The 15,615-nt window shown below is 65.3% G+C and carries 14 protein-coding genes; 11 read left to right on the top strand and 3 right to left on the bottom strand.

Annotated features, from left to right (window positions below):
* Window positions 1-33 precede the first annotated feature (33 nt).
* From J7573_RS03470 to J7573_RS03440, 7 genes are all read left to right on the top strand, one after another.
* Entirely contained in the window at window positions 34-474 is a 441-nt protein-coding gene (locus tag J7573_RS03470) for an NUDIX hydrolase (protein WP_294325692.1), read from the top strand.
* Between the two features lie 59 nt (window positions 475-533).
* Window positions 534-1,658: a tRNA 2-thiouridine(34) synthase MnmA gene (gene mnmA, locus J7573_RS03465; RefSeq protein WP_294325690.1), complete on the top strand. Its 1,125-nt coding sequence runs from the start codon at window positions 534-536 to the stop codon at window positions 1,656-1,658.
* Window positions 1,655-2,281, top strand: a complete 627-nt coding sequence (gene hflD, locus J7573_RS03460) for a high frequency lysogenization protein HflD (RefSeq protein WP_060511164.1) — start codon at window positions 1,655-1,657, stop codon at window positions 2,279-2,281. Before mnmA ends, hflD begins: the two co-directional genes overlap by 4 nt.
* A 216-nt stretch (window positions 2,282-2,497) precedes the next feature.
* Window positions 2,498-3,868, top strand: coding sequence for an adenylosuccinate lyase (gene purB, locus J7573_RS03455; protein WP_033693092.1), 1,371 nt, complete (start codon window positions 2,498-2,500; stop codon window positions 3,866-3,868).
* 81 nt (window positions 3,869-3,949) lie between these two features.
* Window positions 3,950-5,116: a cupin domain-containing protein gene (locus tag J7573_RS03450; protein ID WP_103448072.1), complete on the top strand. Its 1,167-nt coding sequence runs from the start codon at window positions 3,950-3,952 to the stop codon at window positions 5,114-5,116.
* A complete protein-coding gene (locus tag J7573_RS03445; RefSeq protein ID WP_060511170.1) occupies window positions 5,109-5,537 on the top strand; it encodes a GNAT family N-acetyltransferase in 429 nt (142 codons plus the stop codon). The genes J7573_RS03450 and J7573_RS03445 overlap by 8 nt, the downstream gene beginning before the upstream one ends.
* 229 nt (window positions 5,538-5,766) lie before the next feature.
* Entirely contained in the window at window positions 5,767-7,725 is a 1,959-nt protein-coding gene (locus tag J7573_RS03440; protein ID WP_294325678.1) for a DNA topoisomerase III, read from the top strand.
* 133 nt (window positions 7,726-7,858) lie between these two features.
* Here J7573_RS03440 and J7573_RS03435 read toward each other — a convergent pair whose 3' ends face one another.
* From J7573_RS03435 to J7573_RS03425, 3 genes are all read right to left on the bottom strand, one after another.
* Window positions 7,859-8,956, bottom strand: a complete 1,098-nt coding sequence (locus tag J7573_RS03435) for an extracellular solute-binding protein (RefSeq protein ID WP_294325676.1) — start codon at window positions 8,954-8,956, stop codon at window positions 7,859-7,861.
* On the bottom strand, window positions 8,956-10,065 hold the full coding sequence (gene aguA, locus J7573_RS03430; protein ID WP_294325674.1) for an agmatine deiminase: 1,110 nt from the start codon (window positions 10,063-10,065) through the stop codon (window positions 8,956-8,958). Before aguA ends, J7573_RS03435 begins: the two co-directional genes overlap by 1 nt.
* Window positions 10,066-10,158: 93 nt before the next feature.
* Window positions 10,159-11,046 (bottom strand): LysR substrate-binding domain-containing protein, encoded by an 888-nt coding sequence (locus J7573_RS03425; RefSeq protein ID WP_110631888.1) that lies wholly within the window; start codon window positions 11,044-11,046, stop codon window positions 10,159-10,161.
* 241 nt (window positions 11,047-11,287) lie between these two features.
* Here J7573_RS03425 and J7573_RS03420 point away from each other — a divergent pair, with 241 nt between their 5' ends.
* The 4 genes from J7573_RS03420 to J7573_RS03405 all read left to right on the top strand — a co-directional run bounded on the left by J7573_RS03420 (window position 11,288) and on the right by J7573_RS03405 (window position 15,521).
* A complete protein-coding gene (locus J7573_RS03420) occupies window positions 11,288-12,577 on the top strand; it encodes an FAD-binding oxidoreductase (RefSeq protein ID WP_294325668.1) in 1,290 nt (429 codons plus the stop codon).
* Window positions 12,570-13,121 (top strand): XRE family transcriptional regulator, encoded by a 552-nt coding sequence (locus J7573_RS03415; protein ID WP_294325666.1) that lies wholly within the window; start codon window positions 12,570-12,572, stop codon window positions 13,119-13,121. Before J7573_RS03420 ends, J7573_RS03415 begins: the two co-directional genes overlap by 8 nt.
* 15 nt (window positions 13,122-13,136) lie before the next feature.
* Complete coding sequence (locus J7573_RS03410; protein WP_294325965.1) at window positions 13,137-14,483, top strand: glutamine synthetase family protein; 1,347 nt, start codon at window positions 13,137-13,139, stop codon at window positions 14,481-14,483.
* Between the two features lie 207 nt (window positions 14,484-14,690).
* Window positions 14,691-15,521, top strand: coding sequence for an alpha/beta hydrolase (locus tag J7573_RS03405; protein ID WP_294325665.1), 831 nt, complete (start codon window positions 14,691-14,693; stop codon window positions 15,519-15,521).
* Window positions 15,522-15,615: the final 94 nt, after the last annotated feature.

The raw sequence follows: 15,615 nt of genomic DNA, 5'->3' as shown, positions 1-15,615 counted from the left end.
ACAGGGCCCGTGTCAGCCCTGATGGAGCTGTTCATGACCTGGCAACCCCACATCACCGTCGCCACCATCGTCGAACACGAAGGCAAGTTCCTCTTCGTCGAAGAATTCAAAGCCGGCCAGCACGTCTTCAACCAGCCCGCCGGCCACCTCGAACCCAACGAGACCCTGCCCCAGGCCGCCCTGCGCGAAACCCTGGAAGAAACCGCCTGGGAAGTCGAGCTCACCGGCGTGGTCGGCATCTACCTCTATACCGCTCCGAGCAACGGCGTGACCTACCAGCGCATCTGCTTCGCCGCCCGCCCCGTGCGCCACCACGCCGACCTTGCCCTGGACAGCGACATCGTCCGCGCCGTGTGGCTGACCCGCGACGAACTGCTGGCCGACCCCGCCCGCTGGCGCAGCGAGCTGGTGCCACGCTGCCTCGACGACTACCTCGCCGGCCCGCTGCACAGTCTCGACTTGCTGCGTGACTGACGCGCCGCGCCGGTTTTGATAGAATCGGCGTTTTTCCCCCTTGATACACACCGGTACCCATGACCAGCCCAGCACTCAAAGACCCCGCCAAGACCCGCGTCATCGTCGGCATGTCCGGCGGCGTGGACTCTTCCGTCTCCGCCCTTCTGCTCATGGAGCAGGGCTACCAGGTGGAAGGGCTGTTCATGAAGAACTGGGAAGAAGACGACGGCACCGAATATTGCACCGCCCGTGAGGACCTGGCCGACGCCCAGGCCGTGTGCGACCGCATCGGCATCAAGCTGCACACCGCCAACTTCGCCGCCGAATACTGGGATAACGTGTTCGAGCACTTCCTCGAGGAATACAAGGCCGGCCGCACACCCAACCCGGACATCCTCTGCAACCGGGAAATCAAGTTCAAGGCGTTCCTCGACTACGCCCTGTCGCTGGGTGCCGACCTGATCGCCACCGGCCACTACGTGCGCCGCCGCGACACTGGCGAACTGACCGAACTGCTCAAAGGCCTGGACCCGAACAAGGACCAGAGCTACTTCCTGCACGCCGTCGGCGGCAAAGAGATTGCCCGTACCCTGTTCCCGGTCGGCGAACTGGAAAAGCCCGAAGTGCGCGCCATCGCCGAAAAACACGGCCTGGCCACCGCCAAGAAGAAGGATTCCACCGGCATCTGCTTCATCGGCGAGCGCCGTTTCAGCGACTTCCTCAAGCAATACCTGCCGGCTCAGCCAGGCAACATCGAAACCACCGAAGGTGAAGTGATCGGCCACCACCACGGCCTGATGTACCACACCATCGGCCAACGCCAGGGCCTGGGTATCGGCGGCCTGAAGGATGCCGGTGACGAGCCGTGGTACGTGCTGCACAAGGACCTGACCCGCAATGTGCTGGTGGTCGGCCAGGGCAACGAACACCCGTGGCTGTTCTCCCGCGCCCTGCTCGCCTCGGAAATCTTCTGGGTCAACCCGATCGACCTGAGCAGCCCACGCCAGTTGACGGCCAAGGTGCGCTACCGCCAGAGCGACCAGCAGTGCACCCTGGAGCTGACCGAAACCGGCTACCGCGCCGTGTTCGACGAGCCGCAGCGCGCCGTGACCCCGGGCCAGTCGGTGGTGTTCTATGACGGCGAGGTGTGCCTGGGCGGCGGCGTGATCGAAACTGCCGAGCCGTGGAGCCCGCGCGCATGAGCAACCTGCAGGAGCAGCTGATTGCCCTGGGCGGTGTGTTCCAGGCCGCCGTGCTGGTCGACCGTATCGCCCGCACCGGCCAGGCCAGCGAAGCCAATATCGGCTGCATGCTTGGCAGCCTGCTGGTACGTGACCCCAAGGACACCCTGGAGGTGTTCGGCGGCGACGACCTCAACCTGCGTGACGGTTATCGTGCCCTGGTTGGTGCCCTTGAACGCGACCCCAGCAGCCTGCAGCGCGAGCCGCTGCGCTACGCGCTGTCGATGCTCGGTCTGGAGCGCCAGCTGAACAAGCGCGGCGACCTGCTCGACACCATCGGCAACCGCCTGCCACAGATCCAGTCCCAGGCCGACCATTTCGGCCTGGTTCACGAAAATGTCATCGCTTCCAGCGGAGCCTTGTACCAGGACACCCTGAGCACCTTGCGCCAGCGTATCCAGGTGCACGGCGACATGCGCTTCCTGCAGCAGGCCAGCAACGCCTCGAAGATCCGCGCCCTGCTGCTCGCCGGCATCCGCGCCGCACGCCTGTGGCGCCAGCTGGGCGGGCATCGCTGGCAGCTGGTATTCAGCCGGCGCAAGCTGCTCAACGAACTGTACGACATGATGCGCAGCCCCAACTGATGGGCTGAGCTGCACCTTTGTGGGAGCGGGCGTGCCCGCGAAGCAGGCGACTCGGTGGTTGGCACCGGCTACGCCGGTGTTCGCGGGCACGCCCGCTCCCACAGGGTTTGCCAGCAGATTCAAATTGGGCCGACCTTTGGTCAGCCACCCGACTCGGGCGCAATTTTCATGTATGATATGCGCCCTTCCAAAAGCCTGACTGTCCGAGAACACCCCATGCAGCTTTCTTCGCTCACTGCGGTTTCCCCTGTAGACGGCCGTTACGCCGGTAAAACCCAGGCCTTGCGCCCCATTTTCAGCGAATTCGGCCTGATCCGTTTCCGCGCCCTGGTCGAAGTGCGCTGGCTGCAGCGCCTGGCCGCCCACCCGCAGATTGGTGAAGTGCCGGCGTTCTCCGCCGAAGCCAACGCCCTGCTGGACAGCCTGGCCACCGACTTCAAGCTCGAGCACGCCGAACGCGTCAAGGAAATCGAGCGCACCACCAACCACGACGTCAAGGCGATCGAATACCTCCTCAAGGAGCAGGCCGCCAAGCTGCCTGAGCTGGCCAAGGTCAGCGAGTTCATCCACTTCGCCTGCACCAGCGAGGACATCAACAACCTGTCCCACGCCCTGATGCTGCGCGCTGGCCGTGACGACGTGCTGCTGCCGCTGATGCGCCAGATCGCCGACGCCATCCGCGCCCTGGCCCACGCCCACGCCGACGTGCCGATGCTCTCGCGCACCCACGGCCAGCCGGCTTCGCCGACCACCCTGGGCAAGGAACTGGCCAACGTCGTGTACCGCCTGGAGCGCCAGATCGCCCAGGTCGCTGCCGTGCCGCTGCTGGGCAAGATCAACGGCGCCGTGGGCAACTACAACGCTCACCTGTCGGCCTACTCGCAGATCGACTGGGAGCAGAACGCCCGCGCCTTCATCGAAGACGAGCTGGGCCTGCAGTTCAACCCGTACACCACCCAGATCGAGCCGCACGACTACATCGCCGAGCTGTTCGACGCGATCGCCCGCTTCAACACCATCCTCATCGACTTCGACCGCGACGTCTGGGGCTACATCTCGCTGGGCTACTTCAAGCAGAAGACCGTGGCCGGCGAAATCGGCTCGTCGACCATGCCGCACAAGGTCAACCCGATCGACTTCGAAAACTCCGAAGGCAACCTGGGCATCGCCAACGCACTGTTCCAGCACCTGGCCAGCAAGCTGCCGATCTCGCGCTGGCAGCGTGACCTGACCGACTCCACCGTGCTGCGCAACCTGGGCGTGGGCTTTGCCCACAGCGTCATCGCCTACGAAGCCAGCCTGAAAGGCATCGGCAAGCTGGAAGTCAACGAAGCGCGCATCGCCGCCGACCTGGACGCCTGCTGGGAAGTCCTCGCCGAGCCGATCCAGACCGTGATGCGCCGCTTCAACATCGAGAACCCCTACGAGAAGCTCAAGGAGCTGACCCGTGGCAAGGGCATCACGCCAGACGCGCTGCTGACCTTCATCGATGGCCTCGACATGCCGGCCGACGCCAAGGCCGAACTGAAGCTGCTGACCCCCGCTACCTACATCGGTAACGCGGCAGCCCAGGCCAAACGCATCTAAGCTGACCGACGCGCTCAACGCCCGGCCTGGCCGGGCGTTTTTATTCCCGGACGAAAATTACGTTTTTTCAATAGGTTGAACATGAATCCTGATACTCCACTGCAGCTGCTCGGCGGCATCTCGGCCCGCGAATTCATGCGCGACTACTGGCAGAAGAAGCCACTGCTGGTGCGCCAGGCCTTCCCGGACTTCGAAAGCCCGATCGACCCCGACGAGCTGGCCGGCCTGGCCCTGGAAGAGGAAGTCGAGTCGCGTATCGTCCTCGAGCACGGCGCCCACCCGTGGGAACTGCGCCGCGGCCCGTTCACCGAAGACACCTTCGCCGAACTGCCGGAACAGGATTGGACCCTGCTGGTGCAGGCCGTCGACCAGTTCGTCCCGGAAGTCGCCGAGCTGCTGGAGCACTTCCGCTTCCTGCCAAGCTGGCGTATCGATGACGTGATGATCAGCTTCGCCACCCCGGGTGGCAGCGTCGGCCCACACTTCGATAACTACGACGTGTTCCTGCTGCAGGGCCACGGCGAGCGCAACTGGAAAGTCGGCCAGATGTGCAACAGCGACAGCCCGCTGCTGGAGCACGCCGACCTGCGGATCCTCGCCGAATTCGAACAGAGCGACGAGTGGACCCTGGAGCCGGGCGACATGCTCTACCTGCCGCCGCGCCTGGCCCACTACGGCGTTGCCGTGGACAACTGCCTGACCTATTCGGTCGGCTTCCGTGCGCCGAGCGCGGCCGAAGTGCTGACCCACTTCACCGACTTCCTTGGCCAGTTCCTGCCGGAAGAAGAGCGCTACAGCGACGCCGACGCGCAACCTGCCAGCGACCCGCACCAGATCCAGCACGATGCCCTCGACCGCCTCAAGGCGCTGATCGACAAGCACACCAACGACAAGGACCTGCTGCTGACCTGGTTCGGCCAGTTCATGACCGAACCGCGCTACCCGGAGCAGGTGGTGGGTGAAGAGATGGACGAGGACGAGCTGATCGAGGCCCTGGAAGACGGCGCCATCCTGATCCGCAACCCGAGCGCCCGCATGGCCTGGTCCGAACTCGGCGACGACCTGATGCTGTTCGCCAGCGGCCGCAGCTGCCCACTGCCGGCCAAGCTGCGCGAACTGCTGAAGCTGGTGTGCTCGGCGGATGCGTTACACATCGACAACCTTGAGCAGTGGTTGCAGGATGAAGATGGCCTTATGCTGGTACAGCAGCTGATCAAACAAGGAAGCCTGGGATTCGCCAATGAATAAGATTCGTGTGCGCCTTGCCGACTGGCACAAGGACAACGCTGATATCCGCCGTATCCGCGAAGCCGTGTTCATTGCCGAGCAGCATGTACCGCCGGAGCTGGAGTGGGATTCGGACGATCCGAGCGCCGCGCACTTCCTGGCGCTGGAAGGCGACTACCCGATCGGCACTGCCCGCCTGCTGCCCGACGGCACCATTGGCCGGGTCTCGGTGCTCAAGGACTGGCGCGGCCTGAAGGTCGGCGATGCGCTGATGAATGCAGTGATCGTCGAGGCACAGGACCGTGACCTGAAGCAGCAGATGCTCAGTGCCCAGGTTCATGCCACGCCGTTCTACGAGCGCCTGGGCTTTCGTGTAGTCAGCGAAGAGTTCCTCGAAGCCGGCATTCCGCACGTGGACATGGTGCGCGACTCGCGCGCCTGATCTTTAACCTGCACTGGCCTCTTCGCGGGCACGCCCGCTCCCACAGGTACTGCACAGCTTGCAGAATCTGTGCGGTTCCTGTGGGAGCGGGCGTGCCCGCGAAGAGGCCAGCACAGGTAAAGACACTCCCCCTCACAAAAACCTGTACATCCATCCAGATAAAACTTGCCTCTGCGCCCCCGCTTGCGCATCCTAGTGCCCATCATTCCCCGATGAAGCGTTCCCGGCCATGCGCCTGTTCCTCTGCGAAAAACCCTCCCAGGCCAAAGACATCGCCAAGGTGCTCGGCGCCAACCGCAAGGCTGACGGCTGCTGGCAGGGTAGCGACGTCTGCGTGACCTGGTGCATCGGCCACCTGCTGGAAACCGCCCCGCCCGACAGCTACGACGACCGTTACAAGCGCTGGAACCTGGCCGACCTGCCGATCATCCCGGAAAAGTGGAAGATGCTGGTCAAGCCCAAGACCGCCAGCCAGTTCAAGGCGGTCAAGCGCCTGCTCGGCGAAGCCCGCGAACTGGTGATCGCCACCGACGCAGACCGCGAAGGCGAAATGATTGCCCGCGAACTGGTCGAGCATTGTCGCTACCGTGGCCCGATCCAGCGCTTGTGGCTGTCGGCCCTGGATGACGCCTCGATCCGCAAGGCACTGGCACGGCTGCTGCCCGGCCAGGAAACCTTCAACCTCTACCACTCGGCCCTGGGCCGCTCCCGCGCCGACTGGCTGATCGGCATGAACATGAGCCGGCTGTTCACCCTGCTCGGCCGCCAGTCTGGCTACCAGGGCGTGCTGCCCGTTGGGCGGGTACAAACCCCGACTCTGCGCCTGGTGGTGGACCGCGACCGCAGCATCGCCGACTTCGTGCCAGTACCGTTCTGGGCCATTGATGTCCAACTGGAAAGTGCGGACCAGGTTTTCAACGCCCAGTGGCGCGCAGCGGAAGACACCTGCGACGATCAGGGCCGCTGCCTGAATCAGGCGTTGGCCCAGCAGGCCGCTGCCGATATGAGCAATGCCGGTACGGCGCGGGTACTGAAAGTCGCCACCGAGCGCGTGCGCGAGGCCGCACCGCTGCCCTTCGACCTCGGCACCCTGCAGGAGCTGTGCTCGAAAAAGTTTGGCCTCGGCGCCCAGGAAACCCTCGACATCGCCCAGGCGCTGTACGAAACCCACAAGCTGATCACCTACCCGCGCAGCGACTGCGGTTACCTGCCCGTCAGCCAGCACGGCGAAGCGCCAGCCATCCTCGCGGCGCTGCAGCGGGCCGACGCCAGCCTGGCGCCACTGCAGGCTCACCTGGAGCCGCAGCTCCGCTCACGCGCCTGGAACGACGCCAAGGTCAGCGCCCACCACGGCATCATCCCCACGGCAGCCGCCAGCGACCCGGCACGCCTGCCGGCCAAGCACAAGGCGGTCTATACGCTGATCCGGGCCCGCTACCTGGCGCAGTTCCTGCCCAACCATGAGTACGACCGCACCCAGGCTGAGTTCGACTGCGCCGGCCATGCCCTGCGCGCCGTCGGCAAGCAGATCGTCGAGCCTGGCTGGCGCCGCGCCCTGCCCGAGGCACTCACCCCGGCCAAGGGCCGCGAGGCCCAGCCCGCCCAGGTGCTGCCGGCCTTGCGTGATGGCCAGGAGTGCAACGTGCACGGCGTGCAGTTGAAGGACCTGTGGACCCAGCCGCCCAAACCGTTCACCGAAGGCGACCTGATCAAGGCGATGAAGAACGTCGCCAAGCTGGTTGACGACCCAAGGCTGAAACAGAAGCTCAAGGAAACCACCGGCATCGGCACCGAAGCCACCCGTGCCAGCATCATCCAGGGTTTGCTCGATCGCGGTTATCTGGTGAAAAACGGCAAGGCCTTGTCCGCCACCCCGGCCGCGTTCAGCCTGATCGACGCCGTGCCCCGCGCCATTGCCGACCCTGGCACCACGGCCATCTGGGAACAGGCGCTGGACATGGTGCAGAGCGGCGAGATGAGCCTGGAGGAGTTCGTTGCCCGGCAGTCGGCGTGGATGGGCAAGCTGGTGGAGCGTTGCCGCGGGATGCGCATGACCATTACCGGGCCAGCGGTGGGCAAGGCGGCGCCTTGGAAGAAGAAGCGGCGCAGTACCAGTAAAGGCAAGGCGGCTGATGGCAAGCCAGCTGCCAGCAAGCCGCGGCAGCCACGGCGCAAGGCCTCTGGCTGATGCAGCGCTTGTGCTGGCCTCCTCGCGGCTAAAGCCGCTCCCACAGGTGTTGAGCGGGTCCCGAGGGCGGCGCGGCCCCTGTGGGAGCGGCTTTAGCCGCGAAGAGGCCAGCACAGGCAGCACAAATCATAAGCTAGGTACCACTCTTCAGCCGGCTGAACGCCCGGGTGAGTTCGCGGTTGAAGGCTTTGCCGTTGTCATTCTTGCCATACAACCGCGCCCGCACCTCGGCCGGTGGATAGGTCCCCGGCGCATTGCGAATCTGCGCATCCACCAACCCATCCGCCGCCGTGATCGCATTGGCGTAATGAATGGTGTCGGTAATCGGCGCAATCACATCCGGCCGCATCAGGTAATCCACCAGTTTCCACGCCGCGTCCGGATGCGGCGCATCCTTGGGCACTACCAGCGCATCCAGCCAGATCAACGTGCCCTCCTTCGGAATGCTGTAGTCCAGCTCAAACGCCTTGCCGGCCTGCTGCGCCTGCCCCTCGGCGATGGCCACGTTGCCGTTCCACGACATCGCCACGCAGGTTTCGCCATTGGCCAGGTCGTTGATGTTGCGATCATTGTCGAAGTAGCGAATGTACGGGCGCACCTTGCGCAGTTGCACCTCCGCCGCCTTCAAGTCCTCAAGGCGCTGCTGGTTGATGTCCAGGCCCATGTAACGCATCACGGCGGCGAACACTTCGTTGGGGTCATTGAGCAGGCTCACCCCGCAGTCGGCAAATTTCGCCACCACCTGCGGGTCGAACAGCATCGCCCAGCTGTCCAGCGGTGCATCGCCCATGCGTGCCGTCACTGCCTGCTGCTGGTAACCCACCCCGGTGGTGCCCCAGGCATAGGTCCCGGCATAGCGGTTGCCTGGGTCGAACAACGCCATGTGCTGGCGGAACTCTTCACCCACCCCTGCCAGGTGCGGCAGCTGGGCCTTGTCCAACGGCTGCAGGGCGCCGCTGGTAATGGCCCGGCTCAGGTGCTGGCCGGCGGTGAGCACCACATCGTAGCCACTGCCACCGGTCAACAGCTTGGTCTCGGCGGTTTCCAGCGAATCGAAGTGGTCGGCGACCACGCGGATACCGGTTTCCTTCTCGAACTGGGTCAAGGTATCGGGGGCGAGGTACTCGCCCCAGATGTACAGGTTGACGGTCGGCTGTTGTGCGTCGGCAGCCTGGGCCGCCGAGGCGGCGCAGCCCAGGGCGAGCGCAAGGGTGAGTGCGCTCAGCTTCATCAGCGGCGGCCTCCAGCGTATTGCGGCATGGTGATGCAGGCGACATTGCCGCCACCGAGCAGGATCTCGCGGGAGTTCTCGATACCGATGATGCGGTGATCGGGGAACAGCTCCGCCAGGGTCGCCTGGGCAATGGCGTCATTGCGGTCGCCAAACAGCGGCACGACGATGGCCGAGTTGCCCGCGTAATAGTTGATGTACGAGGCGCAGATGCGCGTGCCAGCTTCGCGCAGGTGGGTACCGTCGACCTGGTCCAGCCCGGCGGCTTCTTCGGCAGTCCACTCCAGCACATCGGGCTGCGGCAGCTTGTGCACCTTCAGTTCACGGCCACGGGCATCGCGGGTGCTGCGCAGGATGTCGTAGGCCTCCTGGTAGATCTCCCACTGCGGGTCGTCACGGTTGTCGGTCCACTGCAGCACCACTTCGCCGGGGCGCACGAAGCAGGCCAGGTCGTCGACGTGGCCATCGGTCTCGTCGAACTTGCAGCCACGCGGCAGCCAGATCACCTGCTCGGCACCCAGGTAGTCTTCCAGCCGACGGGTCACCTCGGCCTTGCCCAGGTGGGCGTTGCGGTTGCGGTTGAGCAGGCATTGCTCGGTGGTCAGCAGGCTGCCCTGGCCGTCACTCTGGATGCCGCCAAGCTCGGCGATCAGCGGCGCACGGTAGCGGTCCAGGCCTTCGATCTCGAGGATCTTCTGGGCGATCTGGTCATCCTTGTCCCACGGGTAGTAGAGGCCGCCATCGAGCCCGCCATAGGCATTGAACTCGAAGTCGACACCTCGCACTTCACCACTGTTGTCATTGACCACGAAGCAGGCACCGCTATCGCGGAACCAGGTGTCGTTGCAGGTCATTTCCACCACCCGCACCTGCGGTGGCAGCAGTCGCCGGGCATTGGCGTACTGGGCAGCGGAGGCGCAGACCGTGACCGGCTCGCTGGAGGCGATCGCGCTGACGATCTCGACCCAGACTTTCTGCGCAGGCTTTGCACCATTGCGCCAGACATCCGGGCGCTCTGGCCAGCCGAGCCAGCAGCCGGCCTTGCGCTCGAATTCGCCGGGCAGGCGGAAACCATCGGCCTTGGGAGTGGTGGTGAGCGAACGTGCCATGGGTCAACCTCGTGTCGGTGAGTGATGGCTGCACGCTACGCCGCCCCGCTTGCGGCATCCAACGATGAAAACTCAGCGATAGCTGAATTCAATTCAGCTATCGCCCAGCTGTTCGATGAACCATTCGATGAAGTCAGCCACTGGCGCCCGCTCCAGGCGCAGTCGCTCGCACACCAGTGCGTACTGCCCTTGGGCAGTCACGCTGGCACTGAACGGGCGCACCAGCCGGCCGCTCTGCAGGTCGGCCTGGCAGGTCAGGTTATCGCCCATCGCCACGCCCTGCCCAAGCAACGCGGCTTCCAGCGCCAGCGCAGCATGGGGGAAGTACAGCTGGCGGGTGGGCAGCGCGTCCTCGGCATGGGTGGCCAACCAGGTGGTCCAGGTGCGGCCATCCTGGTCGTCGTGCAACAGGCAGTGACGCACCAGGTCGCGTGGACGCTTGAGGCCGCCTTGGTTGAACAAGCCCGGACTGCAGACGGGGAAGAACTGCAGCAGCGGCAGTGGCCGGACGAAGTGGGTGCTGGCGTCCAGGGCGCTGGTGCCGTAGGTGATGGCCAGGTCGACGTCCAGCGCCGGGGCTCCGGCATCGATCGGCTGATCGTGCAGGTGCAGGGTGATGTGCGGGTAACGGCTGCTGAAATCAGCCAGGCGCGCGACCAGCCACTTTTGCGCCAGCTCCGCCGTCACCGCGACCCGCAGCACCGCTTGCGAAGCCGGGTCGCGTAGTTCGTCGCAGGCCTTGCCGATCAGCTCGAAGGCCTGTTGCAAATGATGCAGCAGGCGTTCGGCCTCGGCACTGGGGCGCACCTGGCGCCCCACGCGTTCGAACAGGGCGACGCCGAGCTGCTCTTCGAGCTGGCGAATCTGGTGGCTGACGGCGCTGTCGGTAACGCACAACTCGGCAGCGGCGCGGCCGAAATGGCCATGGCGGGCCGCGCATTCGAAGGTACGCAGGGCGGTCAGGGAAGGCAGGCGGCGCATTGTTTTTCCTGTCAGGGCCTCTGGGGCCGCTGGGCAGCCCATTCGCGGGGCAAGCCCGCTCCCACAGAATTCAGGGCCAGCGCGGTCTCTGTGGGAGCGGGCTTGCCCCGCGAATGGGCCGCCCAGCGGCCCCAGCATCATATATGCAACGAGGATTCAAAGACGAACGGTCCTGGCGCCATGAAAATTCCCTGCTAAATTTTCATGAAAATAACCACAATAAATTTCACGAGGCCAAGGCATGTTCAAGCAATCCGCCCAGCACGTCGCCAGCTACTACGCCCAGACCTACCCCGCCAGCATCCCCCTGCGCCCTACCCTGCAAGGCCCGCACGACACCGATGTACTGATCGTCGGCGCCGGCTTCAGCGGCCTGCACACCGCCCTGCGCCTGACCCTGGCCGGCAAGCGCGTGACCCTGCTGGAAGCCAGCCGGGTGGCCTGGGCCGCCTCCGGGCGCAATGGTGGCCAGGCGCTGCTGGGCTGGTCGTGCGACATGCCGCCACTGGAGAAAGCGCTGGGCGTGGAACGCACCCGGCGCCTGTGGGACAGCATGTGCTGGGCCGCCGACGAGATGCGCGAGCTGCCCCTGCGCCATGGCTTCGACATCGACTACCGGCTAGGCAGCCTGTGGACCGCCGTGCTGCCTCGGCGGATAAAGATGCTCGAAGAAGCCCTGCACGACGCCGAGCACAAATGGGGCTACGACGCCCTGCGCCTGATCGGCCGCGACGAGCTGCCGCAATGGATCGACAGCCCGCGCTACCAGGCCGCGCTGTATGACGCCAGGGGCGCGCACCTCAACCCGCTGAAACTGGCCCAGGGCCTGGCCGCCACGATCGAAGCCCATGGCGGGCGTATCTTCGAGCAGAGCCAGGTGCTCGACTATCAGCCCGGCGCCAACGGCTATGTGGCCCGCACCGAGCATGGCGAGGTACGCTGCGGGGTGCTGGTACTGGCCTGCAACGCCTACATCGACCGCCTCGACCGCAGCCTCTCGCGCCGGCTGCTGCCGGTCGGCTCGTACCAGGTGGCCACCGCGCCGCTGGATGCCGAGTTGGCCCGCTCGCTGCTGCCGCGCAACAGCTGCGTGATCGACAACCAGTTCGTGCCCGACTACTTCCGCCTCACCCCCGACCACCGCCTGCTGTTCGGTGGCGGCTGCACCTACCTGGGCGGCATCCCCAAGGACGTCGCCAGCGCCACCCGCCCCTACCTGGAACGGGTGTTCCCGCAACTGGCCGGGGTGGCCATCGACTATGCCTGGGGCGGCCACATCGACTGCAGCATCCAGCGCACCCCGGACGTCGGCCGCGAGGGCCAGCGCTACTGGCTGCAAGGCTTCTCCGGTCACGGCGTACTGCCGACCCTGGCCGCCGCGCGGGCAGTGAGCGATGCCATCCTCGGCGACGACGACCTGCTGGCCTTGTACCAGGGCATCGACAACGGCCGCTTCCCCGGCGGTGACCTGCTGGCCGCACCGCTGGAGGCGGCGGCCAAGGCCTGGTACAGGATGCGCGATCATGTCTGAAGACGCCCAGGGCCTGGCCCTGCTGATCCGCGACCTGCGCAAGCACCGCGGGCTGACCCTCGATGAGCTGGCGGGCAAGGTCAAGCGCTCGCTGGGTTTTCTGTCCCAGGTCGAGCGCGGCTTGTCGCAGCCGACCGTGGCCGACCTCACGGCGATCAGCGAAGCCCTGCAGGTGCCCACCACCTACTTCTACCAGGCCAGCCAGCCACCCGCGCTGGACTGGGTCACCCGCCCCAACGAGCGGCGCACCATCTATTACGCCGAAGGCATCAGCGACGTGCTGATCTCGCCAACGCTCAACGGCCGTTTCGCCATGCTCGAAAGCCACCTGGCGCCCGGCGCCAGCAGTGGCGAAGGGCACCTGGACGACAGCTCCGAGCAAGGCGGTTTCGTCCTCGAAGGTGAACTGACCCTGTGGCTCGCCGACGACGAGCAAGCCGTGACCCTCGCGCCCAACGACAGCTTCCAGCTGCCGCCCAACCGCCACTTCCGCTACGCCAACCTGACCGACCAGACGACCCGTGTCCTCTGGGTTTTCCGATGAGAGCACAGCATGACCATAACAACAGGCTTTCCCGATCTGCTCAGTGAAGTCCGCGCGTTCCGTGCCCGCTACCCCGACGTCAGCCATGTCGACCTGCTCAGCCTGGACATCCCCGGGCACTTCTATGGCAAGCGCTACCCCATCGACATGCTGGAGAAAGTCGCCGCCGGCAGCCCGCTGAAGCTGCCGCAGAACTGCGTGCTGCTGGGCGTACAAGGTGGGCTGTTCCCGATTGGCGACTACTGCTTCAACGACGGCGACCCGGATGCCGTCCGCCGCCTGATCCCCGGCACGCTAAAGCCGGTGACCTGGGAGCGCGAGCCGCTGGGGCAGATGCTGATCAGCTCCGACGGCACTGCCGCGCCGATCGAGTTCGAACCCCGCGAGGTCCTCGCCCGTGTGCTGCAGCGCCTGGAACGACGCGGCATTCGCCCGGTGGTGGCGTTCGAGCTGGAGTTCTACCTGTTCGACCGCGCGCTCAAGCAGGGCCTGCCGCAGTTCCCCCGCGACCCGCTCAGCGATGACCCGGACGACCAGCCCAACATGCACATCGAACGGCTGTCGCGCTTCAGCGAGGTGCTGCACGACATGGTCGAGACCGCCAATGCCCAAGGTGTGGATGCCAACGTCATCACCGCCGAACTGGGCCCCGGGCAGTTCGAGATCAACTTCGGCCACTGCGACGACGGCCTGCAAGCCGCCGACTGGGCCGCCCTGTTCTGCCGCAGCACCCGGGGTGTCGCACTCAAGCACGGCTTGCGCGCCTCGTTCATGAGCAAGCCTTACCTGCAGGCGCCGGGCAGTGGCATGCATGTGCATGTAAGCCTGTACGACCAGGCCGGCAACAACCTGCTGGCCGCCAACCAGCAACGCCCGCTGCGCCACGCCGTGGCCGGCTGCCTGGCACTGCTGCCGCACTGCATGCCGATCTTCGCCGCCAACCACAACGCGTTCCGCCGCTATGGCGCCATGGTCAATGCTGCCAGCCGCGCCAGCTGGGGCTTCGAAGACCGCGATGCGTGCATTCGCATTCCCGAGTCGGATGCCCGCAACCTGCGCATCGAGCATCGATTGGCAGGGGCGGATGCCAACCCTTACCTGGTGCTGGCGGCGATCCTGTGCGGCATGGAGCATGGGCTGGATGCCGGGCAGGAACCGATTGCGCCGCTGAACGAAGACCGCAGCAGCGGCATCGACTTTCCCAAGGACATGCTTGGCGCGGTCGCGACCATGCGCAGCCACCCGGCAGTGAACGAGGGGCTGGGTGAGGAGTTCGTGATGGTGTATTGCGAGAACAAGCGCCAGGACCATCTGGCGTTCATGCAGGAAGTCAGTGCGCGGGAGTACCGCTGGTTCATGTGACATCGGTGATGGTCTTTTCGCGGGCACGCCCGCTCCCACAGGTCCTGCGCTAGCCTCAAGGCCTGTGCGATACCTGTGGGAGCGGGCATGTCGGGGCGCCGAACCGCCGCGAAGAGGCCGGTACTGCCAACACATTTCCCGATGCCGAACGAAATCCCTCCTATTCTCAATAGCTCACTTCGGTTCCTGCACTGAGGAGACACGACCATGAGCTACGTAACCACGAAGGATGGCGTTCAGATCTTCTACAAGGACTGGGGCCCGCGCGATGCGCCGGTCATCCACTTCCACCACGGCTGGCCGCTCAGTTCTGATGACTGGGACGCGCAGATGCTGTTCTTCCTGGCCAAAGGCTTTCGCGTGGTCGCCCATGACCGCCGCGGCCACGGGCGCTCCAGCCAGGTGTGGGACGGTCACGACATGGACCACTATGCCGACGATGTAGCCGCCGTGGTCGCGCACCTCGGCACCCAGGGCGCGGTACATGTCGGCCATTCCACCGGTGGCGGCGAAGTGGTGCGCTACATGGCGCGGCATCCCGGTGACCCGGTGGCCAAGGCCGTGCTGATCGCCGCCGTGCCGCCGCTGATGGTGCAGACACCGGCCAACCCCGGCGGCCTGCCCAAGTCGGTGTTCGATGGCTTCCAGGCCCAGGTCGCCAGCAACCGCGCGCAGTTCTATCGTGATGTGCCGACCGGGCCGTTCTATGGCTACAACCGGCCGGGTGTAGAGGCTTCGGAAGGCATTATCGGCAATTGGTGGCGCCAAGGCATGATCGGCAGCGCCAAGGCGCATTTCGACGGCATCGTGGCGTTCTCGCAGACTGACTTCACCGAGGATCTCAAGGGCATCAAGCAGCCCGTGCTGGTGATGCATGGCGATGATGACCAGATCGTGCCCTACGAGAATTCCGGGCCGCTGTCGGCCAAGTTGCTGCCCAATGGCACCTTGAAGACCTACAAGGGCTATCCGCATGGCATGCCGACTACCCATGCCGATGTGATCAATGCGGATCTGCTGGCGTTCATCCAGAGTTGATAGGGTTTGCTGTACCGGCCTCTTCGCGGGCAAGCCCGCTCCCACAGAGGCCGGTACTGGCAACCGTTTGCGCCCAGGCTTACCATGTCTTTCT

It is taken from the genome of Pseudomonas sp., from assembly GCF_017744435.1.
Taxonomy (GTDB): Bacteria; Pseudomonadota; Gammaproteobacteria; order Pseudomonadales; family Pseudomonadaceae; genus Aquipseudomonas.
The sequence above is the reverse complement of the archived record's forward strand: the minus strand, read 5'-3'. Positions and strand labels throughout refer to the sequence as shown.

Coding starts and splice junctions, on each gene's coding strand:
- J7573_RS03405 (WP_294325665.1), top strand. CDS start 14,691: ATGAGCTACGTAACCACGAAGGATGGCGTTCAGATCTTCTACAAGGAC.
- J7573_RS03470 (WP_294325692.1), top strand. CDS start 34: ATGACCTGGCAACCCCACATCACCGTCGCCACCATCGTCGAACACGAA.
- J7573_RS03425 (WP_110631888.1), bottom strand. CDS start 11,046: ATGCGCCGCCTGCCTTCCCTGACCGCCCTGCGTACCTTCGAATGCGCG.
- J7573_RS03420 (WP_294325668.1), top strand. CDS start 11,288: ATGTTCAAGCAATCCGCCCAGCACGTCGCCAGCTACTACGCCCAGACC.
- J7573_RS03450 (WP_103448072.1), top strand. CDS start 3,950: ATGAATCCTGATACTCCACTGCAGCTGCTCGGCGGCATCTCGGCCCGC.
- aguA (WP_294325674.1), bottom strand. CDS start 10,065: ATGGCACGTTCGCTCACCACCACTCCCAAGGCCGATGGTTTCCGCCTG.
- hflD (WP_060511164.1), top strand. CDS start 1,655: ATGAGCAACCTGCAGGAGCAGCTGATTGCCCTGGGCGGTGTGTTCCAG.
- purB (WP_033693092.1), top strand. CDS start 2,498: ATGCAGCTTTCTTCGCTCACTGCGGTTTCCCCTGTAGACGGCCGTTAC.
- J7573_RS03435 (WP_294325676.1), bottom strand. CDS start 8,956: ATGAAGCTGAGCGCACTCACCCTTGCGCTCGCCCTGGGCTGCGCCGCC.
- mnmA (WP_294325690.1), top strand. CDS start 534: ATGACCAGCCCAGCACTCAAAGACCCCGCCAAGACCCGCGTCATCGTC.
- J7573_RS03445 (WP_060511170.1), top strand. CDS start 5,109: ATGAATAAGATTCGTGTGCGCCTTGCCGACTGGCACAAGGACAACGCT.
- J7573_RS03440 (WP_294325678.1), top strand. CDS start 5,767: ATGCGCCTGTTCCTCTGCGAAAAACCCTCCCAGGCCAAAGACATCGCC.
- J7573_RS03415 (WP_294325666.1), top strand. CDS start 12,570: ATGTCTGAAGACGCCCAGGGCCTGGCCCTGCTGATCCGCGACCTGCGC.